Raw genomic sequence first — 25,758 nt, 5'->3', positions numbered from 1 at the left:
TTATGCGAGACGGGGCATCCACCACTTCGGGGTCGCTTTTTCGCGCTCTAGGTAGGCCGTGAGGATCGCCTCATCGGTCTCTCCATTCAGCGTGTATTCCTTCGCATGGATGCCGCCGCTGATATATAGGAGGTCGAGGCCATAATCGAGAGCGCCGCGCACATCGGTCGGCATCCCGTCCCCGATCGCGAGGACGCGGCTCTTCGGAAACTCGCCATGCGCCTCGCGGGCGACCGACAATACGGCATCATAGATCGGCTTGTGCGGCTTGCCCGCGATGCGCGTTTGTCCACCGAGCTGATTGTAGTAAGCCGCCATCGCACCGGCGCAGGGAATGATCTTGTGGCCGCGCTCGACAACCAGATCAGGGTTGGCGCAGATCATCGGCACACCGCGCGCCTGGAACGCCTTCAGCATCTCGGTGTAGTCTTCCGGAGCCTCAGTTTCGTCGTCGAAAAAGCCGGTGCAGACGACGGAGTCCGCATCCCTGGCATCGACGCGTTCCACGCCAAGCCCCTCGATGATTGCCAGGTCGCGATCCGGTCCGAGCAGAAACACCTTCTTCGGCCCCTCGGCAATCAGGCCGCGCGTCACGTCGCCCGATGTGACGATCCGGTCGTAGGCGCCGTTCTGGATACCGATCTGGCGAAGCTGCGCCACAACTTGCGGAGCGATGCGTGGCGAATTGGTGATGAGAACGACGGTCAGTCCTTCCGCACGCGCTGCCTCCAGTGCAGCCGCCGCCTTCGGGAAGGGATCGACGCCGTTGTGCAGGACACCCCAGACATCGCAGAACACCGCATCATACTGGCTGGTGATTTCCGCAAAGTTCTCGATCCGCTTGGCCATTCCGATTTCCCGATCTCGTTAACTCACGGCTGACATCGCAAAGGCATGCCGCGATGGCAAGGCATTTTGCAGTGAGCAACTGCAAAAAACCGGAACCCATCGACTAGAGGACGGCGATGGCAGCCTTGACCAACAGACCCGCAGCGGTGGACACGCCGATGACTGCCAGGATGCCGACCTTGAAGCGAAAGCGCACGACGGACGCCAGCACGAATATCCCGAGCGCCGCGAGATCGAGCGTCCACCACTGTGGCCAGGCGACGCTGACGATCGGCAGCCCGGTCTTGCCGGAAAGGAGCGCCACGCGACCGACCTCGGCAAAAAGCACATGCAGGCCGAACCATATGGCAAGATTGAGAATGACGCCGACCACGGCCGCTGCAATCGCCGAAAGGGCGGCCGAGAGGTTCTCATTGTTCCGCAGCCTGTCAATGTAGGCAGCCCCGGCGAAGATCCAGACGAAGCTCGGCACGAACGTTGCCCATGCGGCGAGGAAGGCGCCGAGAACACCACCGGCCAGCGGCGCCATGGCAACGGGGTTGCGGTAGCCAGCGAGAAAACCGACAAAGCAGAGGACAAGGACGAGCGGCCCGGGCGTCGTCTCAGCAAGTGCCAGTCCGTCGAGCATCTCACCGGGCTGAAGCCAGGCGTAATGACCGACGGCGACTTGCGCGACATAGGTCAGAACGGCGTAAGCGCCTCCGAAGGTAATGACGGCCATCTTGGAGAAGAAGACGAAGATCGCACCGAAGACGTTGGTTTCGCCGCTCAGCGTTTCGGCGATCAGATCCGTAGGCGCGTCGAGGCCACGAATGAAAAAGAGCGGTGACTGCCAGACGAGGATCCAGAGCACGAGCACTACAAGCGGCTTTGCGATCGCATGCGTCGTTACCGCCGGAAAACGCCTGTGCGGAGAGGTTCGCGGAAAGGCTGGCGCTGCCAATCGACGCTGGCGATGCCTCGTCCATAGCAGACCTGCTGCTCCGGCCAGGATGATAACCAGGGGAAACGACAAGTTCAGAAGGAAGAGAGCCAGGAACGATGCTCCGGCCACATAATAATGAAAGCGTTCCTTCAACGCTCGGCGTCCCATCCGGAGCAATGCCTCGATGACGATTGCCACGACCGCCGCCTTCACACCGAAGAAGAGCGCAGGAAGCCAGGTCGCTTCCTGAAAGACGGCGTACAGGCTCGACAGCGCCAGGATGACAAGGAAGCCAGGCAATATGAACAGCAGGCCGGCAATAAGGCCACCGCGTATGCCGTGCATCAGCCAGCCCATGTAGGTGGCTAGTTGCTGGGCCTCGGGCCCTGGCAGCAGCATGCAGAAATTCAGCGCAAGCAGGAAGCGCTCTTCAGAGATCCAGCGCTTCTCGTCGACGATGGTCCTATGCATGAGAGCGATTTGGCCGGTCGGGTCGCCGAAGCTCAGACAGCCAATCCGCGCCCAGACGCGCGCTGCCTGTCGCAGCGTCGGTACCGCCACGCTTTCCTCTGCCGCGATCGCCTCGTTCACGGTTGTCGCCCCTCTCGCCCCAAGGCGCTCGATATCATCGGCACGCCTTTACGACAATCCGGGCGCCAAAGGGCTGCACTTAGCTTTTTCAGAGATAGAAGCTCACGGAAAGCTTGATCACCGCGCAGCCTGTCGCACTTCCGACAAGGATGTGCTGTTAAGGCTGTTTGCGAGGACGGCAAAGAAAAATTGCGGCCGTTCTTGACTCCCCGATAGGCCACTCCTAAATGCTGCCTCGCTAGCACTCACCAATGAGGAGTGCTAACACCCATCCGTGCGGGCCGCTCTCGGCCCGCGAGTGTCATTTGATCGAGGGATTAGACAATGGCAACCACCAATTTCCGCCCCCTTCACGATCGCGTCGTCGTTCGCCGCGTTGAGTCCGAAGAAAAGACCAAGGGCGGCATCATCATTCCAGACACCGCCAAGGAAAAGCCGCAGGAAGGCGAAATCGTCGCCGTCGGTTCCGGCGCTCGTGACGAGTCCGGCAAGGTCGTCGCGCTCGACGTCAAGGCTGGCGATCGCGTTCTGTTCGGCAAGTGGTCCGGCACCGAAGTCAAGATCAACGGGGAAGACCTTCTGATCATGAAGGAAGCCGACATCATGGGCATCATCGGCTAATCAGCCGTTTTCCCCTTTCCGATTTTAGCTACGGGCCCAAAGCCCGGACAACTCGAATTCAGGAGTTTCAATCATGGCAGCTAAAGAAATCAAGTTTGGCCGCACCGCGCGCGAAAAGATGCTGCGTGGCGTCGACATTCTCGCTGACGCAGTGAAGGTAACGCTCGGCCCGAAGGGTCGTAACGTCATCATCGACAAGTCCTTCGGCGCTCCGCGCATCACCAAGGACGGTGTTTCGGTCGCCAAGGAAATCGAACTGGAAGACAAGTTCGAAAACATGGGCGCCCAGATGGTCCGCGAAGTTGCTTCGAAGACCAACGACATCGCCGGCGACGGCACGACGACCGCAACGGTTCTCGCTCAGGCAATCGTCCGCGAAGGCGCCAAGGCAGTTGCTGCCGGCATGAACCCGATGGACCTGAAGCGCGGTATCGACCTCGCTGTTAGCGAAGTCGTCAAGGATCTCCAGGCCAAGGCCAAGAAGATCAACACGTCGGAAGAAGTTGCCCAGGTCGGCACGATCTCCGCAAACGGCGAAAAGCAGATCGGTCTCGACATTGCTGAAGCAATGCAGAAGGTCGGCAACGAAGGCGTTATCACCGTCGAAGAAGCCAAGACCGCTGAAACCGAACTCGAAGTCGTCGAAGGCATGCAGTTCGACCGCGGCTACCTCAGCCCGTACTTCGTCACCAACCCGGAAAAGATGATTGCTGACCTCGAAGACGCCTTCATCCTCCTGCACGAGAAGAAGCTCTCGAACCTCCAGGCTATGCTCCCGGTTCTCGAAGCTGTCGTTCAGACCGGCAAGCCGCTCCTCATCATCGCTGAAGACGTCGAAGGCGAAGCTCTTGCTACGCTCGTCGTCAACAAGCTGCGCGGCGGCCTGAAGATTGCTGCTGTCAAGGCTCCGGGCTTCGGCGACCGCCGCAAGGCCATGCTCGAAGACATCGCGATCCTCACGGGCGGCACGGTCATCTCGGAAGACCTCGGCATCAAGCTCGAGTCGGTCACGCTCGACATGCTCGGCCGCGCCAAGAAGGTTTCGATCTCCAAGGAAAACACGACGATCGTCGACGGTTCGGGCGCCAAGTCCGACATCGAAGGCCGCGTTGCCCAGATCAAGGCCCAGATCGAAGAAACCACCTCCGACTACGACCGCGAAAAGCTGCAGGAGCGTCTTGCCAAGCTCGCTGGTGGCGTTGCCGTCATCCGCGTCGGTGGCTCGACGGAAGTCGAAGTGAAGGAAAAGAAGGACCGCATCGACGACGCGCTCAACGCGACGCGCGCTGCTGTTCAGGAAGGTATCGTACCGGGCGGCGGCGTTGCCCTGTTGCGTTCCTCCGCCAAGATCTCGGTCAAGGGCGAGAACGACGACCAGGAAGCCGGCATCAACATCGTTCGCCGCGCTCTGCAGGCTCCGGCCCGTCAGATCGCCGAGAACGCTGGTGACGAAGCTTCGATCGTTGTCGGCAAGATCCTCGAAAAGGGCCAGGACAACTTCGGTTACAACGCTCAGACCGGCGAATATGGCGACATGATCGCCATGGGTATCGTCGACCCGGTCAAGGTTGTTCGCACGGCTCTGCAGGACGCAGCTTCGGTTGCTTCGCTGCTGATCACCACCGAAGCCATGATTGCCGAGCTGCCGAAGAAGGACGCTCCGGCTGGCATGCCAGGCGGCATGGGCGGCATGGGCGGCATGGACATGATGTGATAGGCAAAGCCTATCGCAGGTATGTCCGTAAAGCTTCGCCCATGCACTTCAAGTGGTTCAGTGCGACAAGCGCGCTGAACAGGCGGCATGGACATAATGTGATAGGCGAAAGCCTATCGCTGAAGTCGTCCATAAAGCTTCATCGATCTATCTCCGGTTTTCCCGGAACAGGAAGGGCGGTCTTCGGACCGCCCTTTTTCGTTTCGACTCTGATTCGCGGGATTGCGGTCGAGCGTGTTTTTCAATTGTTAGCTGAAACGTTTAAGCAGATATCTGAGCGTAGCTCGCGTTTGGCGAGGCTTTCGCAAAGCTTGCGGGTTTGCATTTTTTCGTCCGGAGGCTGTTTTCCATTTCGATGCAATTTCATGCAGATTTGACTGCATCGACGGCAACTGAAACCGTTTACACCCTCAAAAATTGCAGTCTTTTGGCTTTCTTTTAATCTCCACACCACCGCAAGCTCCCTTTCCACTCACAGTAGAGACCAGCGGCATGCAAAAAGCCGGTTGCCGTTTGCATAAAAGTGCCTATAAATCCGCGCTGCATTCGGCGCGCGTTCATCGGCCGACGGTCGCGACCGACAACGATCCCGACCACAAGAGCGCGAGACCGAGCTCGGGAAGAACCCCTCCCGACGATACATCATAAGTTGTGTAAGCTTTCGGCGAAATTGGAAACGGTTCCGTTAGAAGAACCGGCAATCCAGACCCCATTTCGCAGGTGCCCGTGCATGAAGCGCGGTGCAGCTTGAACCTGCTCATTTTTGCCGGACGTGCAGCGGGGGAAGCTGTACCTAAGCTGGGGAAAAACTTGTTCAAAATCGCGAAAACCAACGCCGCGGCACCGCTCATGCCGGGCTCACTGGATATCAGCAATCACGATCCTGAAATGCTGGCGCAGTTTTCCATTTCGGAAACCTGGGTCGCAGACTTTTCCAGCGGCGTGATCCACCTCAAGGAATCGAGCGCCCTGCTGCACGGGCTACCGGCCCGGGAATGCGGGCTTCTCAGCCTCATGCGCTGTTATGACCCCAAGGATCACGCACACATCCTGGAACTCTTCGAGCAGGCCGCTACGCTTTCGTCGTCCTTCTGCTTCTCGACGACGATCATAATGTCGAATGGCTTCCGTCAGCCGTTGTTCTGCATGGGCGAGTCGAACGGGCATGACGATGCCTACCACGGCAGCATGCTTGGCGTTTTCGTCTTTCCGCGTTTCAAGACCAATGTCGGCAACGAGTTTGCGCGCCGCCAATAGCAGCGTCCACGAGACAAGAGCCGGCCCCTGTGGGACCGGCTCTTGTCGCTATCTTGCTTCGGCTTTACTCAGGTCGCGCAGGTATACTCAGGCCTTTTCCGGATGCCGGCCGGAGGATGCAACGCTCGAGCCAGTCCATGACAGCCGGGAAGCTCTTATAGTCCAGCACCTCCCGGCCGCCGTAGAAGATATCGGCGCCCCGGAGCCACGGGAATGTGGCGATATCGGCGATGGTGTAGAGATCACCCATGATCCACTGCCGGCCCTGCAGCCGTGCTTCCAGCACACTGAGCAGCCGCTTGGATTCGTCGCGGTAGCGCTCCATCGGGTAGGAGTTGTTCGTGACCTTGTCGGCCGCGAACTTGTAGAAATGCCCGAACTGCCCGAACATCGGCCCGATTCCGGCCATCTGGAAGAAGACCCACTGGATCGTCTCGTAGCGCCCGGCCGCGTCTGACGGAATGAGCTTGCCGGTCTTCTCGGCGAGATAGAGCAGGATGGCACCGGATTCGAAAAGGCCGATCGGCTTTCCGTCCGGACCATTGGGATCGATGATCGCTGGAATACGCCCGTTCGGATTGAGCGACACGAATTCCGGAGATTTCTGGTCATTGGTGCTGAACGAAATCAGATGCGGCTCATAGGGCAAGCCGAGTTCCTCGAGCGCGATCGATATCTTCACGCCGTTCGGCGTCGGCAACGAGTAAAGCTGGATAATGTCCGGGTTTGCTGCTGGCCAGCGCGTCGTGATTGGAAAAGCGGAAAGATCTGCCATTGGGGCCTCCATCTTGGGTGGCCGAACATAGAAGAGGGCCAACGCCGATGGCAAGGCTGCCTACTCACTATCTGTCGTTCAATATTAGAGAACAAAGTGTCCCCTTCCGTCTATCTTTCCACTACGGCAAAAAAAGGCGACAAAGTGGCATCGAGGTTGATAGCGTGCCGGGGGCACAACGACCTCAGACGTCATTCAAACGGAGACAACGTCCCATGTCGAATACCAACAACCTCATCATTCTTGGCGCCCGCATCCTACTCTCTTTCATGTTCATCCTGGCAGGCTTCGGCAAGCTCGCCGATGCGGCTGGCACTGCCGGCATGATCGCCGGGGCTGGCCTTCCGGCAGCGACCGCCCTCGCCTATCTCGCAGGCGCCTTCGAACTGCTGACCGGCCTTGCCGTTCTCGTTGGCTTCCAGACGAAGATCGTCGGCTGGCTGCTGGCTGGCTTCTGTGTGTTCACGGCCGTTCTCTTCCACCTGCCCTACGCCAGCGGCACGGAACTGGTTAACATCCTGAACCAGATCATGGTCATGAAGAACATCACGCTGGCCGGCGCCTACATCCTGCTCGCCACCTACGGCCCGGGCGTCTACTCGCTCGACGCACGTCGCGGCGCCTACGCAGCCGCCTAAGCGATCAGGCATCCTCCCAGGCATGAAAAACCCGCCGTTCACGAGACGGCGGGTTTTTTTATGCGATTATTCGAAGATGCGTCAGAGCGCCGAACGAACGGCGTCGATCAACCGCTGAACTGTCGCGTCATTCGCGTGGCTTTCCTTCCGTGCCCTGACGAAGCAAGCCTCGGAGCGAAGGACGACACCGTCTGACAGGACTTTCAGGTTGTTCGCCCGAAGGGTCGAGCCGGTCGAGGTGATGTCGACGATGATATCGGCCGAGCCCGAGGCTGGCGCCCCTTCCGTTGCCCCAAGGCTTTCGACGATGCGATAAAGCTGGATGCCATGCTGGCTGGAGAAGAACTGCTGCGTCAGCCGCCAGTATTTGGTGGCGATCGCCAGGCGGCGGCCGTGGCGGGCACGAAAATCGGAGGCGACATCGCCAAGATCGGCCATAGTGTCGACGTCGAGCCAGATTTCAGGAACGGCAACCACGACATCGGCATGGCCGAAACCGAGACGTGCGCACAACTCCACACGCTTGTCGGCCTCCGCCAGGCCCTCGCGAACGAGGTCTTCGCCGGTGACGCCGAAATCGACGGTGCCGTTGCCGAGCTCGCGAGAAATCTCGGAGGCGGAGAGAAAGGCGACTTCGACGTCGTCCCAGCCTTCGACGCGTCCGCGGTAGGAACGATCGTTACCGACAGCGGTGATCCTGATGCCGGCGCGTTCGAAGATCGCCGAGGCATCGTCTTTCATGCGGCCCTTGGAGGGCAGTGCGATAGTAATCGTCATCAGGCAGCCCTCTCGGCTTCGATGCGATCCAGCCAGAGCGAGAAGCCGACGGCAGGAATGCGTTCCTTGGCGCCAAGGAAGGTCATCAGGCGATCGAAACGGCCCCCACCGGCGAGAACCGCCGACGTGCCCTGGACGCCAATCTCGAAAACCAGACCGGTGTAGTAATCCAGCGGACGGCCGAAAGCTGCTCGGTAGTCGATCAGCGCCAAATCGACGCCGGCATTCGCCAGAGCCGCCACGCGGCCGTCGAAACGCGCCAGCGCGTTGCCGAGCTTGAGGCCCGCGGCATCGGCAAAGCCAGCGAGCGCCGCCGAGGCATTGATCAGCGGCACGTTCAGCGACAGGAATTCCTCAAGCACGCGGAAGGCCGCGTCATCGAGGCGCGTTTCGGAGAGGATCAGCTTTTCCTTCAAGCGACGCGCGATTTCCAGTGGCGAGCGGCTGGCGTTCGTCGAATAGCCCGTCGCCTGCATGGTCGCATCGATATGCGCGACCAGTGCGGCTTCGTCGTCGGCGGCAATCAGCTGCGCGATCTCGTCACTCAGCCCGGTCACGAACTGAGGGCTGACAAGGCTCGCCAGCAGAGCCTCGAGCTGGCTCATATTGCCGAACGCGTGGATCAGCCGCTTCTGCCAGCCGAGCGGCAGGCCAAGCGCCTGCACGACCGCCTCGAAGACCGCTTGATCGCCGAGCGTCACTGCAAGACGCTTGCCGGGAACGACACGCTCCAGCACGCCGATCGCATCACCGATCGCCCGCGCATCGGCCGCGGCAATGTTGATGTCGCCAAGATCCTCGATCCCGGCCTGATAGAACTCGTTGCCGCCTTCGCGTCGCTGGCGGAAGACCTCGCCGAGATAGGAATAGCGCTTCGGCGTGCCGGTCGCGCTCTCGATGTGGCGCAGACAGACGGGGATCGTGAACTCCGGGCGCAGGCAGAGGCTGGCGCCCGTCTCGCTTTCAGTCATGAAGATGCGCCGACGAAGATCCTCACCAGCGATATCGAGAAACGGTTCGGCCGGCTGAATGACGGGCGTGTCCACCCGCTCCGTCTTTCGCGCCGCAAACTCTGCAAGGAGCTCGCCGGAGAAGTCCGGCAGGTTGATAAGGGCCATCTCAGCCCGCCCTCTTCCGGTCTTCGGCCTGCGCCGCCAGAATTTCCTTTACCTTGGCGACAAGATCGCCTTCGGCAACAGTTTCCTGTGCGACGCGCGCCTCACGCCAGCTGGCGTTGTCCTCGATCTCACCCGACAGGCGTTTGCCCTCGATCAGGTCCTTGATCTGCACGACGCCTTGCGCCCGCTCGTCGCCGCCCTGAATGATGGCAACGGGGCAGCCGCGGCGATCGGCGTATTTGAGCTGGTTGCCGAACTTCTTCCAGTTGCCCTGGAACATCTCGGCGCGGATACCGGCCTTGCGCAGTTCCTGCGTCATGCGCTGGTAGCGGCCCATGGCGTCGACGTCGCCATCCATGACCGTCACGAGAACCGGCTCGACGACCTTGGCTTGGCCGAGCTTGCCGAGATTCTTGAGCGCCGTCATCAGGCGCGAGACGCCAATAGAGAAGCCGGTGGCCGGAACCGGCTGACCCATGAAGCGGGATACGAGGCCGTCATAGCGACCGCCGCCGCCGACGGAACCGAAGACAACCTTCTCGCCCTTCTCGTTGGTGACGTCGAAGGTGAGCTCCGCCTCGTAGACCGGGCCAGTGTAGTATTCGAGGCCGCGGACGACGGAGGGGTCGATCTTGATGCGGTCGGACTGGTAGCCGGCGCTTCGTACCAATGCGCCGATGAAATTCAGTTCCTCGACACCCTCGCCGCCCTTGGACGTCCCGGCAACCAGCTCGGCAAGCTGCGCGGCGCTTTCGGTGTAGTCCTTGATGCCGACGAAGAAGAGAACCTTGTCGATCTGGGTCCGATCAAGGCCGGCACCCTTGGTGAAGTCGCCGGACTCGTCCTTGCGGCCGGGGCCGAGCAAGAGCGTGACGCCTTCCGGACCGAACTTGTCGAGCTTGTCGATCGCGCGCAGCACGTTGAGACGCTGGCCGGCCTTGTCATCACCGCCAAGACCGATCGCTTCGAGAACGCCGTCGAGAACCTTGCGGTTGTTGACGCGGATGACGTAATCGCCGCGCTTGATGCCGAGGGCTTCCAGCGTATCGGCCATCATCATGCACATTTCCGCATCGGCCTGCACGCCAGGCGCACCGACGGTGTCAGCGTCGAACTGCATGAACTGGCGGAAGCGACCGGGGCCGGGCTTCTCGTTGCGGAAGACCCAACCGGCGCGATAAGTGCGGTAGGGCAGCTGGATCTCGTTGAAATTCTCGGCGACGTGACGGGCAAGCGGCGCCGTCAGGTCGTAGCGGAGCGACATCCACTGCTCGTCATCGTCCTGCAGCGAGAAGACGCCTTCGTTCGGCCGGTCGGCATCGGGTAGGAACTTGCCCAGCGCATCGGTGTATTCGAAGAGCGGCGTTTCGACAGGATCGAAACCATAATGCTCGTAGACTTCCCGGATCTTCGCGGTCATTTCGTTGACGGCGCGAATGTCGGCTGCCGAACGATCGACGAAGCCGCGTGGAAGTCTGGCCTTGAGCTTTTGTGGTTTCTTCTGCTTGTCGTTCATTTCCAAGGTATTCCGCTCGCTGTGACAGTGGCGGTTTCCTAGCGGAAAGGGCCGGGTGCGGCAAGGGCGAAGGCCCTTGATCCGGAACACAGAATCGATTGAACGAGGGAGAATGGATCGAATGGCAGGAGCTCTATCATGATCGCAGAGGCGCTTCTCTATGCCGCGACCGTTCCGGTGACGCGGAAGGCGCATCGCCGCTTCATCCGATACTCCGTCAATCTCTGGTCCCGCGCCGGCCGCTGCAGCCGGCAATGGGCGGTGCACGAGGAGCAAAGCAAGAACGCGGTGAGGAGTGCCCTGGTGGGCCTGCGACAGAGGAGAACGGCGGTCGTCCTCGGCTCAGGTCTGCTGCGCGACGTGCCGATCGAGGAACTGGCACGGACCTTTGATACCGTTGTGCTTGTCGACCTCGTGCATCTCGCCTCGGTGCGCCTCTGGCTCCGGCTCAAAGGGTACAGCAATGTTCGGCTGATCGAGCGCGATCTCTCGGGCTATGATGAGCTTGCGGTCGGTAAGCAACCGGAGCCGCTCGCCTTCCTGAGAACCGTTCCGTATCTCGATTTCGTAGTCTCGGCCAATCTCCTTTCCCAGATCGGTCGCGGCGCAAAACGCCGCTACGAGGCGGAAGAGAAAGGCGCCATGCCCGCCGATACCGTGACGCAACTGATCGAGGCGCACCGGTCAGCCTTGGAGGCGGCGCCCTGCAAGACCTGCCTGGTTACCGATGTCTCCTATGCCGTCATCGACCGCCACGGAAAGGTTCATGAGGAGACGGACCTATTGCATGGCGTGGCGCTGTCATCTGTTCAGGCCACCTGGAAATGGGCCGTGGCGCCACTCGGAGAAGAGAGCGCCGACTATCAGATCGTCCATGAGGTCGTCGCCGCCTATTGAGGCTTCTTCCACACGTCGACCGAACTAGGCGAGTTCAATTTTTATTCTGGGGAAGCGCCGCTTTGTTCGAGGTCGTGCTGCCTTTCGGCAAGGAACGCCGGTTATCAACAAGGCGCAAAAGCAAATTCCGCTTTCTCTTGCGCTGGACAAGGTCAACATCGCTGACAAGCTTTGCACCACCCTCGCGCCGTTCTAACGTGATCTTGCGGCTATGGAAGGCTTCCAGCTCGGCTCGATGCGCTACGCTTATGATGGTGACCTTCGGCAATTCCTGGATCACCATCTCCATCATCTTGTCCTGGCTCTTCTCGTCGAGGGCTGACGTCGCTTCGTCCAGCACGATGATATCGGGATTGTGCAGCAGCAGACGCGCAAACGCGAGCCGCTGCTTTTCGCCACCCGACAATGTCTGGTCCCAGGGCGCGTCTTCCTCGATCTTATCGGTCAGATAATCCAGCCCTACCTTGTCGAGGGCCGCCTTGATCTCATCCAAGGTCCAGCGATCGGCGGCACCGGGATAAGCGACGGCACGGCGGAGCGTGCCGGCAGGGATGTAAGGTCGTTGCGGCAGCATGAATAGTTGCCTGTCGGCGTGGAAATTGACGCTGCCATCACCCCACGGCCAGAGACCTGCGATCGCCCGCACCAGCGTACTCTTGCCCGAACCGGATTCACCCGCCACGAGCACCCGCTCACTTGGTTCGATCTCGACCTGGGTTTCCTTGACCACGGCGGTACCGTCGTCAAGCGATACGGAGAGATCGCTTAGACTGAGCATCACATCGCCTTCCGTTTCACCGCGCTTGATGCGTCCCAAGGCGTCACTCTGTTCCGCGCGCTCGAGCCCGTCGAGCGACATCATCAGCGACGCGATGCGCCGTGCACAGGCATTCCAATCGGCGAGACGAGGATAGTTGTCGACCAGCCATCCGAATGCGCTCTGAACGATCGCAAAGGCGGAGGCTGCCTGCATGACCTGCCCAAGGGTCATACTGCCTTCGAGAAACTTTGGCGCGCAAAGCAAGACAGGCACGACTGGCGCGAACAAGCTCGATCCCTGCGAAACAAGCGTCGTGCGCATGTGCTGGCGTGCAAGGAGCGCCCATTGCCTGAGCACATTGGTAAAGGTCTTGTCGAGGTCGCTACGCTCCTCCTCTTCACCGCCCAGCAGTGCGATACTCTCGCCGTTTTCCCGCACATGCGTCAGCGTATAGCGAAATTCGGCTTCCGCCTGATTTTTAACCTCCGAGACGTGGACGAAATTACGGCCGATGACCGCCATCGAACTGGACGTGATCGCTGCGTAGAGTACCGCAGTGATGACGAGGAAGCCGGGAATGGTGACGATCGACCCTGCAATTGTCAGATGCAGGGCGCCGCCGATCGTCCAGAGTACCACAATGAAGGTCGAGGCCGACAGGAATGCTGAGATGACGCCGGCGATGAAATCGACGGGTGATTCCGTGGCAATCCGCAAATCCTCCGAGATGCGCGCTTCGGGATTCTTGTGGTCGCCGCCGATCAGGTTCAACTGATAATAACGGCCGTTTGCAAGCCAGCGCGCGATCATCGCGGTCGTAAGCCAGGAACGCCAGCGGCGCTGGATCGTCATACGAAGGGCGACCTGTGTAGTGACGAGGATTATGCTTCCGAGTACGAGTGGCAGGAATACGGCGCTCAGAAAATATACAGTACGGGCATTGTGCTGCTCGAGGGCGTCGAAGATTGCGCGATTCCAGAGATTGATTCCATACTGGAAGCCGACATTGACGACGATCAGTGTCAATAGCCCGAGTGAGCAGGGCCACGCGAAGCTGTCGCCGCCGCGACCCCAATAACCGCGCGCGCTGATCCAGAAACGCGTCAGCAAGTATCTCTTGCGCGCCTGCTCGGCCTCCTCAGCCGTCAATTCCGGATCGGGCTCAACGACATTTGGCGGCGGCGCAACTTCGACAGTCGATGCCTTCCCGGCATGGTCTGATTTGGCACCGCCGACCGATTTCGGATTGAATTTAGCGTCCGTCATAACCGCGACAACGGCTTAAAAATCGAAAGGTTTCACGGTGCCAATGTCGAACTTGGTTGAAGGCCTGTCGAGAAATTGAGGCAATCGCGGCTCGAACTCAATTTCAGCCAGTCGGCCCGAATGTGGCTACCACGTCCGTAGCGTCTGCCAAATCAACAAAAAGCGGCTTGGCATCTTCGCTTCCTGTTCCTATTTTGACAGCATGCGCTTTCTTGCAATCATAGCGATGGTATTCGCTTGGCTTGCTTATGGCACCATGTCCGCTTGGGCTGGCTGCCCGACATGCCTGTCCATGCAGGCCGCCGCTTCGAAAGCCAGCGTCGAGCATCAGCATATGAGCGGGATGGATATGGGCGAGAAAGCCAAGTCGCCCGCCCCGCAACAGGATCCCTGCTCGGCAGCCGGGATGGTGCACATGCCATTCTGCTCGACCTGTCTTGTCGTGCCGCCACCGATGGCTTTCGGCGAAGCCGGCAAACAAGCATTTTCCTATCCTGCGCCCGGAGCGGCTCATGCCATGCGGGATGCACGCCCTGCGCCACTGGCGCCTCCTCCCCGGCTTGCCTGACGGGTTTTCATGAACTGCTGCGGCCCCGGCCGTGCATTGAATTCCAATATCAGACAGAGGAAGGAAATCCCATGTCTCTGAAAGTTCTCGCCATCGCTGCAACGCTTGCACTCTCGACTGCATCTGTCTTCGCCGAAGACATGAAGATGGACATGAGCAAGCCGATGGGCGACCACAACGCGTCCAGCCATGCCTTTGCTAAGGCCAATGCCAAGATGCACAAGGACATGATGCTCAAGTATAGCGGCGACGCCGATGTCGACTTCGTCCGCGGCATGATCCCGCACCATCAGGGTGCGATCGACATGGCGAAGATTGAGCTGCAATACGGCAAGGATCCAGAAATTCGCAAACTCGCCGAAGCGGTGATCAAGGCCCAGGAAGCCGAGATTGCCGATATGCAGGCCTGGCTCAAGGCACACGGCAAGTAATCGCGAAGGACGCCGGAGCAGCAGGCTCCGGCGTCCGCCTCAGAAGACCTCGATCAGGCCTTCGGCTGGAATGGCTCGGGTCGGCGGCCAGATCCCTGCCGCGCAAGCATCCAGCCGGGATACTCAGGCGCGAGCTCGCTGACCTCGTCCAGCTTCTTCAGGTCGTCTGCATCGAGTTTCAAGTTGACGGCCGCAAGGTTCTGGTCGAGCTGCTCGACGCGCTTGGCCCCGATGATGACCGTCGTCACGAAAGGCTTCGCGAGAATGTAGGCAAGCGCCACGGTCGCGACGCTCGTGCCGTGCTTCCCAGCGATCTCGCGCATGACGGCAACGCAGGCCCAGGCGCGATCCTTGTCGACCGGCGGGAAGTCGAATGAGGCGCGGCGCCCTTCCCCATTGCCGGGTGCTCCCGGCCCATACTTGCCGGATAGAAGCCCGCCAGCCAGCGGCGACCAGACCATCAGGCCAAGCTTTTCTTCCTGCATCATCGGCACGATATCGCGTTCGAGATCGCGGCCGGCGATCGAATAATAGGCTTGCACGGTTTCGAAGCGCGCAAAGCCGCGTCGTTCCGAGATGCCAAGCGCCTTGGCGATGCGCCACGCCTGCCAGTTGGAGACACCGATATAACGCACCAGACCGCGTGACACGAGATCGTCGAAGGCCCTCAGCGTCTCGTCGATCGGCGTGACAGTATCGGTGGCGTGTATCTGATAGAGGTCGATATGATCGGTCTGTAGCCGCTTCAGGCTCGCCTCGACCGAATCCATGATGTGGCCACGCGAGGCGCCGCGGTCGTTCGGCTTGTCGCCCATGACGCCGTAGACCTTTGTGGCGATGACAACGTCCTTGCGGGGAACGCTCAGGTTCCTCAGGGCCTGGCCCAGCAGCTTTTCGGATTCGCCGAAGGAATAGACGTCGGCCGTATCGATGAAGTTCACGCCTGATGCAAGCGACCTCTCGACGATCTGGTCGGCAGCCTTCTGGTCGACGTCGGCGATGGAACCCCAGATATTGCCTTCGCCGGCAGCCCCGAAGGTCATGGTGCCGAGGCAGATTTCGGAGACGAATAGCCCCGTATTTCCAAGTTGATTGTAACGCATGGTCGAAGATTTCCTCGTGACGACCGTAGGCAGTGCCCACGGACAGATGAATTCATTTTTGGTTATTGGCCTGCGCATGACAGGAACAGCCGGAATACGGCTGCGCGGGAGGCAGTAACGATGTAAGGCGAGACGGCAGCATTTCAACATGCCGTGTGCTCACGTTACGCCCCTCGTGATCCCCTTGTTTCGCGTCCATCTTTCAATAGATTCCAATCAGATCACTCGGAGATGGGCGATGACGACTCGCACGCTGACAACCATCGGCTTCGATGCCGACGACACGCTCTGGCAGAATGAGCAATATTACCGGCTGACCGAGGCGCATTTCACCGAATTGCTGGCCGATTATGCAGATGGCCCTAGGGTCTCGGAGCGCTTGCTGGAAGCAGAGAAGCGCAATCTCCGCCACTATGGCTTTGGCATCAAGGGATTTACCCTATCGATGATCGAGACGGCAATCGAGGTCACCGACGGCAAGGTGCCTGCCAGCGTCATTGCCGGCATCCTCGACACCGGCCGCGATCTGCTTTCCCACCCGGTCGAGACGTTGCCGCATGTGCAGGAGACGCTGGCGGCGCTCTCGGAACACTACCTGCTGGTGATGATAACCAAGGGTGACCTTTTCGATCAGGAGCGCAAGCTGGCGCAGTCCGGGCTCGGCGACTTCTTTCACGCCATCGAGATTGTCTCCGACAAGACCGCTGTGACGTACCGGCGAATCTTCTCCAAGGTCGGCGGCGGTCCGGAACGGGCGATGATGGTCGGCAACTCGCTCAAATCAGACATTGTCCCCGCAATCGCCGCCGGCAGCTACGGTGTCTTCGTGCCGCACGAGTTGACCTGGGTCGTCGAGCATGTCGAGGAACCGAAGGACGCACCGCGCTTTCGCAAGATCGAACATCTCGGAGAACTGCGCGGACTGATCGAAGGCCTGGGCTGACCCGTCGTCACTGCCTTGGGGGAAAGAGAGGCGACGGCGATTCCTTTTCAGCGGGAGCAACCTGTTGCGGCGCCGTCGCTGCCCGAGGCTCAACCAGAATACTGTAGGGTGCGCCCAGCCCGCGGCGCGGCGATACTTTTGAATAATAAGGCCGCAGCAGCCAGGTGGTGCTGTCCTTCACGGTTATGTTGTAGCTGCTGCCATCCTCGTCGGTACCGAAGATCGCCTCCTCATCAGGCGTCGCGAGATCGAATATCGAGAGAAAGGCAAACTTGCTCTTGGTCGAGAAACTGACCTTCACATGCTGGCCCGCCTTGACGGGAAGCGTGTAGACGCGCCCGTTTCCGAACTTCGTCCAACCCTTGAGCTCCATGGTAGCGGCCGGAAACTGCAGCTTCTCGAGTCGCTCGCCGGGCTGCAGTTCCGGTGACTGGGCGAATGCCATCGACGCCACCAGGCAGAAGGCGACGGTTGCCGCGAGCGCCCTCATGGGCGCACCAATGCATCGCGCATCGCCTCTACCCCAACGCGGCAGAAGCAACCTTCGACATGATCGTTGACGAGACCCATTGCCTGCATGAAGGCATAAACTGTGGTCGGACCGACAAACGTCCAGCCGCGCTTCTTCAAATTCTTGGAAATGACGACCGATGTCGGCGTTGTCGGGTTGGCCATGACGGCGGCTCGATCAACCACCTTCGGCCGCTCGTTGTGACCGGGCTCAAAGCTCCAGAAATAGCGCGCGAGTGACCCGAACTCCTGCCGCAGTTCGATCGCATGGCGGGCGTTATTGATCGTCGAGACGATCTTGCCGCGATGGCGCACGATACCGGAATCGGCAAGGCAGCGCTCGATATCGCTATCGTCGAAGAGCGCGACCTTTTCGAAATCGAAGCCGGCAAAGGCAGCGCGGAAGTTCTCGCGCTTGCGCAAAATGGTGAGCCAGGAGAGGCCCGACTGGAACCCTTCCAGGCAGATCTTCTCGAAAAGGCGGATGTCATCCGTTACCGGACGTCCCCATTCCTCATCATGATACTTGAGATAATCCGGGAGGTTGGCGTGCCAGTGGCAGCGGCTCTTGCCATCCTCACCGATAATGATGCCCGTATCGCTCATGATCCTACTTCGCTTTCGTGCTGCGAATCCGGCTTTACCATTTGCAAACTCTGTTTCCAAACCGAACGATAACCCTGACGAAAAGTTTATCCGGTGCTTCAGGTTTGAATGAATTCAAATTTACCATTCGCTGGCGGGAAAGATGGCAGCGTGAAAGCAGACGGCCGGTGCCGTCCGCGCATTTCGGCCATTTGTAGAGAGTCCGTCCGATGATGAAATCCCTTCTGCTCGCCGCAGCGATGCTCGGCGCCTTTTCCACGGCCGCGCTCGGCGACGATCGTTATGCGACGCGCCCACCGGTTGTTCTGAGCCCCGATCTCGCGGAGCCCTGGATCATGGAGTTCGGCGGCAAGGTTCGCCCCGTCGTCTACAAGCAACCGGTATTTCCGCAACGCGGTCTGTTCACGTCCGGCGCCTTCGGCCGCGCTCCCGCCGCCGCGGCACAACCGACGTCCGCCATCAATCCCGGCGTTCCTGTCGTCCGCCGCCAGCTGGACCCACAGTATCTGCCGCAGATCGTCAACTACGACACCACGGAGCAGCCCGGCACGATCGTCATCGATACCAACAGCCGCTTCCTTTATCTGGTGATGGACGGCGGTAAGGCACGACGTTACGGCGTCGGCGTAGGCAAGCCGGGCTTCGAATGGGCCGGCGCGCACAAGATCACCCGCAAGTCCGAATGGCCAGACTGGACGCCGCCGGCGGAAATGATCGGCCGCGAAGCCGCCAAGGGCCATTACCTCCCGGCGCGCATGGACGGCGGGCCAGAGAACCCGCTTGGCGCACGTGCCATGTATCTTGGCTCGACCCTCTATCGCATCCACGGCACCAACGCCCCCTGGACGATCGGCAACGCGGTCTCCTCCGGCTGCATTCGGTTGCGCAACGAAGACGTCGTTGACCTTTACGAACGCGTAAAGATTGGAACTCGCGTCATCGTCATGTAAAGGCTCATCAATACGGCATGCCGCCAAGAACAGTTGCAATTTAACATCGCACCTGCTTCATTCCGCGCCCGACATCTTGAACTGGATCGAAGTTCGGATAGCTTCGCTCCAGTTTTGCTTTGAGGGAATCAACCATGCTGAAATTCGCGACGGCCCTTGCGGCCGCCGGCCTTCTGGTCTCTTCCATGTCCGCATCGGTGTCGGCGCAGCCGACTACGCCTGCTCATGATGGCGCGCCTGTCGTCCGGGTCGCCGTGCCGCCGAAATCGGTCAAGCCACAGTTCAAGCGCCAGCGCGTGCACCTCGTCACCAACGAAGCGCCCGGAACGATCATCATCGATACGAACCACAAGTTCCTGTACCTCGTCGAAACGGAGAACCGCGCGACGCGCTATGGCATCGGCGTGGGCCGCGAGGGCTTCGGCTGGTCGGGCGTCGTCAAGATCGGCCGCAAGGCAGAGTGGCCAGGCTGGACGCCACCGCCTGAAATGCGCGTTCGCGAGGCGGCAAAGGGTCACATCCTCCCGACCTTCCAGGAAGGCGGCGAAGACAATCCGCTCGGCGCCCGCGCCATGTATCTCTACAAGGGCGGCAACGATACTTCCTTCCGTATCCACGGCACCAATCAGCCGTGGTCGATCGGCCTCAACATGTCGTCCGGTTGCATCCGGATGATGAACAAGGATGTGATCGATCTTTATGATCGCGCGCCCGTCGGCACAAAGGTCATCGTCGTTGGTCCCGGCAACAAGCAGGGCGAAGTCAGCTTCGACGATCGCGGCATCGACGTGCTGCGGACGCTGTTCGGCGGCTGAGACAAGCAATCAGGCGGCCGGGCAACCGGTCGCCTATTTCGATCCGCAGGTGACCTTGCCGGTGGCGGTGAGCGGTTTTGCGCCACCGTCGAGAGCGAATTCATAGGTCCCCGAGAACGTGTTCATCGATTTTCCGCGCTGACCAGCCATCACGATCAGGCTGATCCCCTGGCCATTCGCATCGTCACCACCCTCATAGAAGATCTCCAGCCGCAGTTCACCGTCATGCGACCAGTGATGCGTCAGGTTTTCTGAACTGACGGCAATCTTCTTGAGTGCCTGCGGAACGTCATCGTTCTTCGCCACCAGAGCGCCGCGAAGATGATTGAGCTTGTGGCCGCCGCCAGCCTCGAAGCCGCTTTCGACCGTAAAGCGCACGTCCTTGTCATCCGCCGAGCAGAAATAGCGAGTGTCTGCGTGGGCGGCAGTTGCCGCGCCGCAGAAAACCGTTAGCGCGACGATAGTGCGATACATGAGCGGCTCCTGAAATCGCCGGATAATCCGACGCGCCGCTAAGCTAAAGGCAAATCCTTTAATTTTTCCGGTACATCCCCGCCATAGGCCCAATCCAGCAATTGCACCGTATGAACGATCGGAAGGGCTGTCCCGGTCGCAATCTGCATGATGCAGCCGATATTGCCGGTTGCGATCACCTGCGGCTTCGTCGCTTCGATATTCTTGACCTTGCGGGTCTTGAGTACCTCGGAAATATCCGACTGCATGATGTTGTAGGTACCGGCCGAGCCGCAACAGAGGTGGCCTTCTGCGGGATCGCGGACATTGAAGCCGGCCGCCTTCAGCAGTCGCTTGGGCGCTATCGTGATCTTCTGCCCGTGCTGCATCGAGCAGGCAGAGTGATAGGCGACGATGATGCCCTTCGGCATCTGTGTCGGAAGCTCGAGCGATACGAGATATTCCGTGATGTCCTTCGCCAGGCCCGATACGCGCGCCGCCTTTTCGGCATAGGCGGGATCGAGCCGCAACATATGACCATAGTCCTTGATCGTCGTGCCACAGCCGGAGGCAGTGATGATGATTGCGTCGAGCCCACCCCTCTCGATTTCACGCGTCCACACATCGACATTGGCGCGTGCGCTCGCCAAAGCCTGCTCTTCGCGCCCCATGTGATGGACGAGTGAGCCACAGCAGCTCTCCCCCTCGGGAACGACGACTTCGACGCCAAGCCGCGTGAGCAGCCTGATGGTTGCCTCGTTGATCCCGGGGTCGAGGACCGGTTGTGCGCAGCCAGTCAAGATCGCGACGCGACCGCGCTTCTCACCAACAGGAGGGTGGCTTGCCGGCGCGGCATAGCTCGAGGCGGGAGGAATACGTCGCGGCGCCAGCGCCAGCATCGCGGCAAATGGTTTCAATGCGGGCGAACGCCTGAGAAGGCCTGCGAACGGCCGCCCCGCCGACGACAGCTTGATCGCGAGGCGAAACCGATCGGGATAGGGCAAAACAGCGGCAAGGATGGCCCGCACGAGCCGGTTCATGAAAGGACGCTTGTAGGTCTTTTCGATATGCGCCCGTGCGTGGTCGACCAAGTGCATATAGTCGACGCCGGAGGGGCAGGTCGTCACGCAGGCGAGACACGAGAGACAGCGGTCGATATGGGTAACGACTTCAGCGTCTGCCGGGCGCCCGTTTTCCAGCATGTCCTTGATCAGATAGATGCGGCCACGCGGGCTGTCGAGCTCATTGCCGAGCGTCACATAGGTCGGACAGGTCGCGGTGCAGAAGCCGCAATGGACGCATTTGCGCAGGATCTTCTCGGATTCAGCAACATTGGGGTCGGCAAGCTGGGCGGGCGTGAAATTAGTCTGCATTGCCCTATGCTCCTGCCATCTTCCCGGGATTGAAGATGCCGGCGGGATCGAATTTCAGCTTCAGACGCTGCGAGAGCAAGGCCACTGCCTCCTGCTGCGGCTGAAAGGCCGCCGTCATCGCCCGGATCTTCTCCGGGGCGCGGATCAGCGTGGCGTGGCCGCCGCCCAGCGCCTTGATGAAGCGGCGCAAGAGGTCCGCGTCGGCATCTGCCTCCATTCGCATCCAGATCAGCCCGCCCTGCCAGTCGTAGAATGCATCGACGCCGGCTTCCAGGCGAAGGGCTGCGACGAGTTGGTGGCCGACGGTTGGCGCGACAGAAACCCGCCAAACGGGCCGCATCGTGCCGTCAGCATAAGGCGCGACATCCCGGATATCTTTCCAAAGACGGGCGCTCTCACTTTGTTCCAGCCGCGTGACCGATCCTAACACTTGCATGGCCGCAACGAGCTTGGCTGCCCGAGCATCGACGGAGCCCGGCAGGCCCTCGATGCGCAGACACGTCGCCTCCCCTCCGGAAAGCGTGCTGTCGAGAAACTTCCAGGACACGGTCATCGGCAAATGCGCGGCGCCGGAGACCTCGACCGGCAATGCCATCGCCGCGGCCATGGCGTTGGCAGCTTCGGCATCGTTCAGTCCCGAGACGACGACGGTCGCTTCGGTTCGCGGTCGCGGCGGCACCCGGAAGGTCACTTCGGTCAGGAACCCCAGCGTGCCGTGCGAACCGGCCATCAGCTTGACGAGGTCCAACCCGGTCACGTTTTTCATTACGCGACCGCCAGCCTTGATCACCTCACCCTTGCCATTGATGAAGCTGACGCCAAGCAAACTGTCGCGCGCGGCTCCCGCCACGAAACGACGCGGGCCCGAGACGTTTGCAGCAAAGACGCCGCCGATCGTCGGCTCGCCTGACGTTCCCATAATCAGCCGATGGTCCATCGGCTCGAAGGCCATCATCTGACCGTTCTCGGCCAGTGCGGCTTCGATCTCGGACATTGGTGTTCCCGAGCGTGCGGTCAAGACCATCTCGCCCGGATTATAGGCCGCGATGCCGCTCAGATTGGACGACCGTAGGCGGCTTTCCGCCACCACGGTATTTCCGAAACCAGAGCGCGTGTTGCCGCCGCAGAGTGCGAGCGGCTTGCCTGCCTGCGCATGGCTGCGGACGACTGCCGCAGCTTCTTCGTCCGTCATAGGCGATAGGTCGATCATGCGGCTGGACGTCCCTCGAGCGGGAAGACCTTGGACGGATTCAGGAGCCAGTCGGGATCGAACGCAGCGCGTGCGGCCATCTGCTGTGCCAAGTCCGCTTCGGAATACTGATGGCGCATCAGGTCTCGCTTTTCGATGCCGACGCCGTGTTCGCCCGTCAGACAGCCACCGGCATCGACGCAGAGCTTCAGGATCTCCATGCCCGCTGCCTCGGCGCGCGCGGCATCTTCCGGATCATTGGCATTGAAAAGGATCAGAGGATGCATGTTGCCATCGCCGGCATGGAACACATTGGCGACGCGAAGCCCATGGCGATCGATGATTTCAGAGGTTTTCTTCAGCACGTGGGAAAGCTGGCTGAGCGGCACGGTGCCGTCCATGCAGATATAGTCGGCAATGCGCCCGGTGGCGCCGAAGGCCGACTTCCGGCCTTTCCAGATCAGCGCAGCCTCGGTTGCCGACTGGCATTCGCGGACGGTTTTCACGCCATGCCTGCGCGCGATTTCGACGATGCTCTTCAGCATGTCGTCCATTTCCGCTTCCGATCCCTCGACCTCCACGATCAACAGCGCACCGACATCCAAGGGATAGCCGGCCTTGGCAAAGGCTTCGCAGATTTCGATCGCAGGCTTGTCCATGAATTCGATGGCAACGGGAATGATACCCGCAGCGATAATATCGGCGACGCAGAACCCTGCCTCCTCGGAGGTATCGAAGCCGAACAGGACCGGCCGCGCGCCCTCGGGCTTGGCGATCAGCCGGACGGTCGCTTCCGTGACAATCCCAAGCTGGCCTTCGTGTCCGCAAACCAACCCAAGCAGGTCATAGCCTCCGGCATCCAACGCCTTGCCCCCGAGATCTATGACGGTGCCATCCGTCAGGACCATCTTTACACCGAGCAAGTTATTGGTCGTCACGCCATACTTCAGACAGTGCGCGCCGCCGGAATTCATTCCGATATTGCCGCCGATCGTGCAGGCCAGCTGCGAGCTCGGATCGGGCGCATAGAAGAAGCCGTCCGCGGCGACGGATTCCGAGATATTCAGATTGGTCACGCCCGCTTCGACGACCGCCACGCGGTTGTGCAGATCGATGTCGAGAATGCGGTTCATCTTGGAAACGCAGACGACGACCGCATCCTCCTGCGGAATCGCGCCGCCCGAGAGTGACGTTCCGGCGCCGCGCGGCACCACCGGGACCCCATAGCGATGACAGTATTTCATGACAGCGGCCACTTCCGCGGTCGTTCGCGGCAGGGCAACCGCCAGCGGCATCCGGCGATAGGAAACGAAGGCATCGGTCTCGAACGGCATCAGTTCGCGCGCCTCATGCACCAGGCATTCCGGCGGCAGCAAGTCGACAAGATCGGCGACGATCTGCCGGCGGCGGGCAAGTACGTCGGCACGCGGGGCGAGAAACGAAATGGTGTCGGACATAGCTCTCTCCCTTCGCCGGCGGCAGCGAAAACCGGACGCATCCTCCGCGGTGCCGGCTCAATCGGGCTTAGCACTTTCCCCATTATGGCGCAAATGCTAAGCACTTATTCCAAAAGGACAAACAATCAAAGCGCATGACCAATCTGGGTGACCTCGAAATTTTCGCAAAAGTCGTTTCGACAGGGAGCATGTCGCTTGCCGGTAGGGCGCTCGGCTTTTCGCCGGCCGTGGTCTCCAAACGCATCAAGCGGCTAGAAGATCGGCTGGGCACGCGACTCCTGCAACGCACGACGCGGCAGATCTCGCTGACAGAGGCGGGCCAGGGCTTCTACGATCGCGTGCTCGGCATTCTCGCCGGTATCGAGGAGGCGGAATACTACATTTCCGGGCGCTCCGCGCAGATGCAGGGAACTCTGAAAGTGACGGCGCCGACCTCGTTCGGACGCACGCATGTCGCCCCTCATCTGAAGTCCTTCATGGACATGCATTCGGGGCTTGCGATCAATCTGGTGCTCAGCGACGAATTCACTGACATCGTGGGCGAAGGCTTCGACCTTGCCGTCCGGATTGCGGAACTGACCGACTCGAGTCTTGTCGCGCGGCGACTTGCACCGGTCAGACGCCTGCTTTGCGCCTCCCCGGATTATCTCGCCGCCAACGGTACGCCGCAGACGATCGAAGATCTTAAGCAACATCGCTGCCTGCCCGCGCACAACAACGATGCCTGGCGGTTGGAAGGACCCGAGGGCCCGCTTTCTCTGCGGCCGGAAGGGATGCTCGTCACCAATTCCAGCGAAGTGGTGCGGGAGGCTGTCATATCCGGGCTCGGGATCGCGCTGCGCTCCACCTGGGACATCAGCGGCGAGTTGAAGGATGGCCGATTGATTCACATCCTTCCCGCCTACGAGGGATCGCGCAACGTGACGCTTTCTGCGGTCTATCCGAGCCGCCAATTCCTGCCGGCCAAGGTGCGGCTGTTCATCGACTATCTCGCCGAAGTCTACGGCCCGGTCCCCTATTGGGAACGCTAGGGGCTTTCACCGGCCAGTTCGCCAGCCTCTCGATGACGAGATCAAGCAGTGCCCGCAAGCGCGCCTGCCGTTTCATGTCCCGGTGATAGCCGATCCACGTGTCGCGCCCGGGCGGCGCTTCACCGAGATCGACCGGCTCGATGTCAGCGATCAAATCGCCAATGGGGCGCGGCAGAACGGCAAGGCCGGCCCCATTCCTGCATAGCGCCGCCTGCACATCTCGGTTGTTGCTGCGCATGGCAATCTCGGCCTTCGGCAAAAGACGCGTCACCCACGCCACGTCGGGCACGCCGCCAAAGGCCTCGTCCATCGTGACCAGACGGGCACCCGCGCCATCCCCTGCCCTCGGGTGCTCGGCGCCCCGGCGGATATAAAGCCGGTAGTCGATATGCAGCAGCTTGCGCGATATCACGTCCGGCTCGATGAAGGGCGCGATCCGCACAACGACATCAGCCTCCCGGCGGGAGAGGTTGAGCAGGCGGCTATCGGTCAGCAATTCGACGACGATCTTCGGATGACGCAGCGAGAATTCCGCAAGCACCGGCGCAAGCCATGTGCTCCGAACCACTCCGAAGAAGACAAGCGCAGGAAGCCGCCGCGCATTCTCCGAGCGACAGAGACGAAA

At 60.6% G+C, this 25,758-nt stretch carries 25 protein-coding genes and 1 pseudogene; 10 read left to right on the top strand and 16 right to left on the bottom strand.

Annotated features, from left to right (window positions below; genetic code table 11):
• The gene (locus ATY79_RS23805) at positions 1-849 is read right to left on the bottom strand and encodes a TIGR01459 family HAD-type hydrolase (RefSeq protein WP_088705067.1); all 849 of its coding nucleotides are present in this window, start codon (positions 847-849) and stop codon (positions 1-3) included.
• Between the two features lie 103 nt (positions 850-952).
• Complete coding sequence (chrA, locus tag ATY79_RS23800; RefSeq protein ID WP_088705066.1) at positions 953-2,365, bottom strand: chromate efflux transporter; 1,413 nt, start codon at positions 2,363-2,365, stop codon at positions 953-955.
• Positions 2,366-2,689: 324 nt separating this feature from the next.
• Here chrA and groES point away from each other — a divergent pair, with 324 nt between their 5' ends.
• From groES to ATY79_RS23785, 3 genes are all read left to right on the top strand, one after another.
• The gene (groES, locus tag ATY79_RS23795) at positions 2,690-2,986 is read left to right on the top strand and encodes a co-chaperone GroES (RefSeq protein ID WP_007530391.1); all 297 of its coding nucleotides are present in this window, start codon (positions 2,690-2,692) and stop codon (positions 2,984-2,986) included.
• Positions 2,987-3,059: 73 nt separating this feature from the next.
• Positions 3,060-4,700, top strand: a complete 1,641-nt coding sequence (gene groL / locus ATY79_RS23790; protein WP_088705065.1) for a chaperonin GroEL — start codon at positions 3,060-3,062, stop codon at positions 4,698-4,700.
• A gap of 810 nt (positions 4,701-5,510) precedes the next feature.
• The gene (locus tag ATY79_RS23785; RefSeq protein WP_189637243.1) at positions 5,511-5,957 is read left to right on the top strand and encodes a hypothetical protein; all 447 of its coding nucleotides are present in this window, start codon (positions 5,511-5,513) and stop codon (positions 5,955-5,957) included.
• A 64-nt stretch (positions 5,958-6,021) separates the two neighbouring features.
• Here the strand turns inward: ATY79_RS23785 and ATY79_RS23780 are convergent, their stop codons facing one another.
• Positions 6,022-6,732, bottom strand: coding sequence for a glutathione binding-like protein (locus tag ATY79_RS23780; protein WP_088694632.1), 711 nt, complete (start codon positions 6,730-6,732; stop codon positions 6,022-6,024).
• A 215-nt stretch (positions 6,733-6,947) separates the two neighbouring features.
• Here ATY79_RS23780 and ATY79_RS23775 point away from each other — a divergent pair, with 215 nt between their 5' ends.
• Positions 6,948-7,370, top strand: coding sequence for a DoxX family protein (locus tag ATY79_RS23775; RefSeq protein ID WP_088694633.1), 423 nt, complete (start codon positions 6,948-6,950; stop codon positions 7,368-7,370).
• Between the two features lie 81 nt (positions 7,371-7,451).
• Here the strand turns inward: ATY79_RS23775 and hisG are convergent, their stop codons facing one another.
• From hisG to hisS, 3 genes are read right to left on the bottom strand one after another with little or no spacing between them, the layout of a single operon-like run.
• Complete coding sequence (hisG, locus tag ATY79_RS23770; protein ID WP_088694634.1) at positions 7,452-8,147, bottom strand: ATP phosphoribosyltransferase; 696 nt, start codon at positions 8,145-8,147, stop codon at positions 7,452-7,454.
• The gene (locus tag ATY79_RS23765) at positions 8,147-9,265 is read right to left on the bottom strand and encodes an ATP phosphoribosyltransferase regulatory subunit (protein WP_088694635.1); all 1,119 of its coding nucleotides are present in this window, start codon (positions 9,263-9,265) and stop codon (positions 8,147-8,149) included. Before ATY79_RS23765 ends, hisG begins: the two co-directional genes overlap by 1 nt.
• Position 9,266: 1 nt before the next feature.
• On the bottom strand, positions 9,267-10,781 hold the full coding sequence (gene hisS / locus ATY79_RS23760; RefSeq protein ID WP_088705064.1) for a histidine--tRNA ligase: 1,515 nt from the start codon (positions 10,779-10,781) through the stop codon (positions 9,267-9,269).
• Positions 10,782-10,919: 138 nt separating this feature from the next.
• On the opposite strand from hisS, the gene ATY79_RS23755 reads away from it, so the two are divergent.
• Entirely contained in the window at positions 10,920-11,678 is a 759-nt protein-coding gene (locus ATY79_RS23755; protein ID WP_088694637.1) for a hypothetical protein, read from the top strand.
• Positions 11,679-11,712: 34 nt separating this feature from the next.
• On the opposite strand, the gene ATY79_RS23750 is transcribed toward ATY79_RS23755, so the two are convergent.
• Both ATY79_RS23750 and ATY79_RS32015 read right to left on the bottom strand, forming a co-directional pair.
• On the bottom strand, positions 11,713-13,704 hold the full coding sequence (locus tag ATY79_RS23750) for an ABC transporter ATP-binding protein/permease (protein WP_088694638.1): 1,992 nt from the start codon (positions 13,702-13,704) through the stop codon (positions 11,713-11,715).
• Between the two features lie 103 nt (positions 13,705-13,807).
• Complete coding sequence (locus ATY79_RS32015; RefSeq protein WP_210421415.1) at positions 13,808-14,185, bottom strand: hypothetical protein; 378 nt, start codon at positions 14,183-14,185, stop codon at positions 13,808-13,810.
• Between the two features lie 158 nt (positions 14,186-14,343).
• Between ATY79_RS32015 and ATY79_RS23740 the strand changes: the two genes are divergently transcribed.
• Positions 14,344-14,703, top strand: coding sequence for a DUF305 domain-containing protein (locus ATY79_RS23740; RefSeq protein WP_088694639.1), 360 nt, complete (start codon positions 14,344-14,346; stop codon positions 14,701-14,703).
• A gap of 53 nt (positions 14,704-14,756) precedes the next feature.
• On the opposite strand, the gene ATY79_RS23735 is transcribed toward ATY79_RS23740, so the two are convergent.
• Positions 14,757-15,806: an aldo/keto reductase gene (locus ATY79_RS23735; protein WP_088705063.1), complete on the bottom strand. Its 1,050-nt coding sequence runs from the start codon at positions 15,804-15,806 to the stop codon at positions 14,757-14,759.
• 238 nt (positions 15,807-16,044) lie between these two features.
• On the opposite strand from ATY79_RS23735, the gene ATY79_RS23730 reads away from it, so the two are divergent.
• Positions 16,045-16,749: an HAD family hydrolase gene (locus tag ATY79_RS23730; protein WP_088694641.1), complete on the top strand. Its 705-nt coding sequence runs from the start codon at positions 16,045-16,047 to the stop codon at positions 16,747-16,749.
• A 7-nt stretch (positions 16,750-16,756) separates the two neighbouring features.
• On the opposite strand, the gene ATY79_RS23725 is transcribed toward ATY79_RS23730, so the two are convergent.
• Positions 16,757-17,239: a hypothetical protein gene (locus ATY79_RS23725; protein ID WP_088705062.1), complete on the bottom strand. Its 483-nt coding sequence runs from the start codon at positions 17,237-17,239 to the stop codon at positions 16,757-16,759.
• Positions 17,236-17,865: a DNA-3-methyladenine glycosylase I gene (locus ATY79_RS23720; protein WP_088705061.1), complete on the bottom strand. Its 630-nt coding sequence runs from the start codon at positions 17,863-17,865 to the stop codon at positions 17,236-17,238. Before ATY79_RS23720 ends, ATY79_RS23725 begins: the two co-directional genes overlap by 4 nt.
• A 209-nt stretch (positions 17,866-18,074) precedes the next feature.
• On the opposite strand from ATY79_RS23720, the gene ATY79_RS23715 reads away from it, so the two are divergent.
• A complete protein-coding gene (locus tag ATY79_RS23715; RefSeq protein ID WP_088705060.1) occupies positions 18,075-18,815 on the top strand; it encodes a L,D-transpeptidase in 741 nt (246 codons plus the stop codon).
• Positions 18,816-18,949: 134 nt separating this feature from the next.
• Positions 18,950-19,630 (top strand): L,D-transpeptidase, encoded by a 681-nt coding sequence (locus ATY79_RS23710; RefSeq protein WP_088705059.1) that lies wholly within the window; start codon positions 18,950-18,952, stop codon positions 19,628-19,630.
• A 33-nt stretch (positions 19,631-19,663) separates the two neighbouring features.
• Here ATY79_RS23710 and ATY79_RS23705 read toward each other — a convergent pair whose 3' ends face one another.
• The 4 genes from ATY79_RS23705 to ATY79_RS23690 are packed head-to-tail and all read right to left on the bottom strand — an operon-like array spanning position 19,664 to position 24,102.
• Positions 19,664-20,104 (bottom strand): hypothetical protein, encoded by a 441-nt coding sequence (locus ATY79_RS23705; protein WP_088694646.1) that lies wholly within the window; start codon positions 20,102-20,104, stop codon positions 19,664-19,666.
• A gap of 38 nt (positions 20,105-20,142) precedes the next feature.
• A complete protein-coding gene (gene glcF / locus ATY79_RS23700; protein ID WP_088705058.1) occupies positions 20,143-21,456 on the bottom strand; it encodes a glycolate oxidase subunit GlcF in 1,314 nt (437 codons plus the stop codon).
• A 4-nt stretch (positions 21,457-21,460) separates the two neighbouring features.
• Positions 21,461-22,666 carry an FAD-binding protein gene (locus ATY79_RS23695; RefSeq protein ID WP_088694648.1) on the bottom strand — a complete coding sequence of 402 codons (1,206 nt, stop codon included), beginning with the start codon at positions 22,664-22,666 and terminating at the stop codon, positions 21,461-21,463.
• Positions 22,663-24,102 (bottom strand): FAD-linked oxidase C-terminal domain-containing protein, encoded by a 1,440-nt coding sequence (locus ATY79_RS23690; RefSeq protein WP_088705057.1) that lies wholly within the window; start codon positions 24,100-24,102, stop codon positions 22,663-22,665. Before ATY79_RS23690 ends, ATY79_RS23695 begins: the two co-directional genes overlap by 4 nt.
• Before the next feature lie 134 nt (positions 24,103-24,236).
• On the opposite strand from ATY79_RS23690, the gene ATY79_RS23685 reads away from it, so the two are divergent.
• Positions 24,237-25,133, top strand: coding sequence for a LysR family transcriptional regulator (locus ATY79_RS23685; RefSeq protein WP_088694650.1), 897 nt, complete (start codon positions 24,237-24,239; stop codon positions 25,131-25,133).
• Between the two features lie 19 nt (positions 25,134-25,152).
• Here the strand turns inward: ATY79_RS23685 and ATY79_RS23680 are convergent.
• A pseudogene (locus tag ATY79_RS23680) lies at positions 25,153-25,727 on the bottom strand (substrate-binding domain-containing protein); the annotation flags it as partial.
• Positions 25,728-25,758: the final 31 nt, after the last annotated feature.

This window comes from Rhizobium sp. R693, assembly GCF_002211315.1.
Taxonomy (GTDB): domain Bacteria; phylum Pseudomonadota; class Alphaproteobacteria; order Rhizobiales; family Rhizobiaceae; genus Rhizobium.
This window is presented reverse-complemented; position numbering and strand designations above follow the sequence as displayed.

Bases quoted from the DNA above. Each gene is read 5' to 3' on its own strand.
- ATY79_RS23805 (WP_088705067.1), bottom strand. From the start codon at position 849: ATGGCCAAGCGGATCGAGAACTTTGCGGAAATCACCAGCCAGTATGAT.
- groES (WP_007530391.1), top strand. From the start codon at position 2,690: ATGGCAACCACCAATTTCCGCCCCCTTCACGATCGCGTCGTCGTTCGC.
- groL (WP_088705065.1), top strand. From the start codon at position 3,060: ATGGCAGCTAAAGAAATCAAGTTTGGCCGCACCGCGCGCGAAAAGATG.
- ATY79_RS23780 (WP_088694632.1), bottom strand. From the start codon at position 6,732: ATGGCAGATCTTTCCGCTTTTCCAATCACGACGCGCTGGCCAGCAGCA.
- ATY79_RS23775 (WP_088694633.1), top strand. From the start codon at position 6,948: ATGTCGAATACCAACAACCTCATCATTCTTGGCGCCCGCATCCTACTC.
- hisG (WP_088694634.1), bottom strand. From the start codon at position 8,147: ATGACGATTACTATCGCACTGCCCTCCAAGGGCCGCATGAAAGACGAT.
- ATY79_RS23765 (WP_088694635.1), bottom strand. From the start codon at position 9,265: ATGGCCCTTATCAACCTGCCGGACTTCTCCGGCGAGCTCCTTGCAGAG.
- hisS (WP_088705064.1), bottom strand. From the start codon at position 10,781: ATGAACGACAAGCAGAAGAAACCACAAAAGCTCAAGGCCAGACTTCCA.
- ATY79_RS23755 (WP_088694637.1), top strand. From the start codon at position 10,920: ATGATCGCAGAGGCGCTTCTCTATGCCGCGACCGTTCCGGTGACGCGG.
- ATY79_RS23750 (WP_088694638.1), bottom strand. From the start codon at position 13,704: ATGACGGACGCTAAATTCAATCCGAAATCGGTCGGCGGTGCCAAATCA.
- ATY79_RS23740 (WP_088694639.1), top strand. From the start codon at position 14,344: ATGTCTCTGAAAGTTCTCGCCATCGCTGCAACGCTTGCACTCTCGACT.
- ATY79_RS23735 (WP_088705063.1), bottom strand. From the start codon at position 15,806: ATGCGTTACAATCAACTTGGAAATACGGGGCTATTCGTCTCCGAAATC.
- ATY79_RS23730 (WP_088694641.1), top strand. From the start codon at position 16,045: ATGACGACTCGCACGCTGACAACCATCGGCTTCGATGCCGACGACACG.
- ATY79_RS23725 (WP_088705062.1), bottom strand. From the start codon at position 17,239: ATGAGGGCGCTCGCGGCAACCGTCGCCTTCTGCCTGGTGGCGTCGATG.
- ATY79_RS23720 (WP_088705061.1), bottom strand. From the start codon at position 17,865: ATGAGCGATACGGGCATCATTATCGGTGAGGATGGCAAGAGCCGCTGC.
- ATY79_RS23715 (WP_088705060.1), top strand. From the start codon at position 18,075: ATGATGAAATCCCTTCTGCTCGCCGCAGCGATGCTCGGCGCCTTTTCC.
- ATY79_RS23710 (WP_088705059.1), top strand. From the start codon at position 18,950: ATGCTGAAATTCGCGACGGCCCTTGCGGCCGCCGGCCTTCTGGTCTCT.
- ATY79_RS23705 (WP_088694646.1), bottom strand. From the start codon at position 20,104: ATGTATCGCACTATCGTCGCGCTAACGGTTTTCTGCGGCGCGGCAACT.
- glcF (WP_088705058.1), bottom strand. From the start codon at position 21,456: ATGCAGACTAATTTCACGCCCGCCCAGCTTGCCGACCCCAATGTTGCT.
- ATY79_RS23695 (WP_088694648.1), bottom strand. From the start codon at position 22,666: ATGATCGACCTATCGCCTATGACGGACGAAGAAGCTGCGGCAGTCGTC.
- ATY79_RS23690 (WP_088705057.1), bottom strand. From the start codon at position 24,102: ATGTCCGACACCATTTCGTTTCTCGCCCCGCGTGCCGACGTACTTGCC.
- ATY79_RS23685 (WP_088694650.1), top strand. From the start codon at position 24,237: ATGACCAATCTGGGTGACCTCGAAATTTTCGCAAAAGTCGTTTCGACA.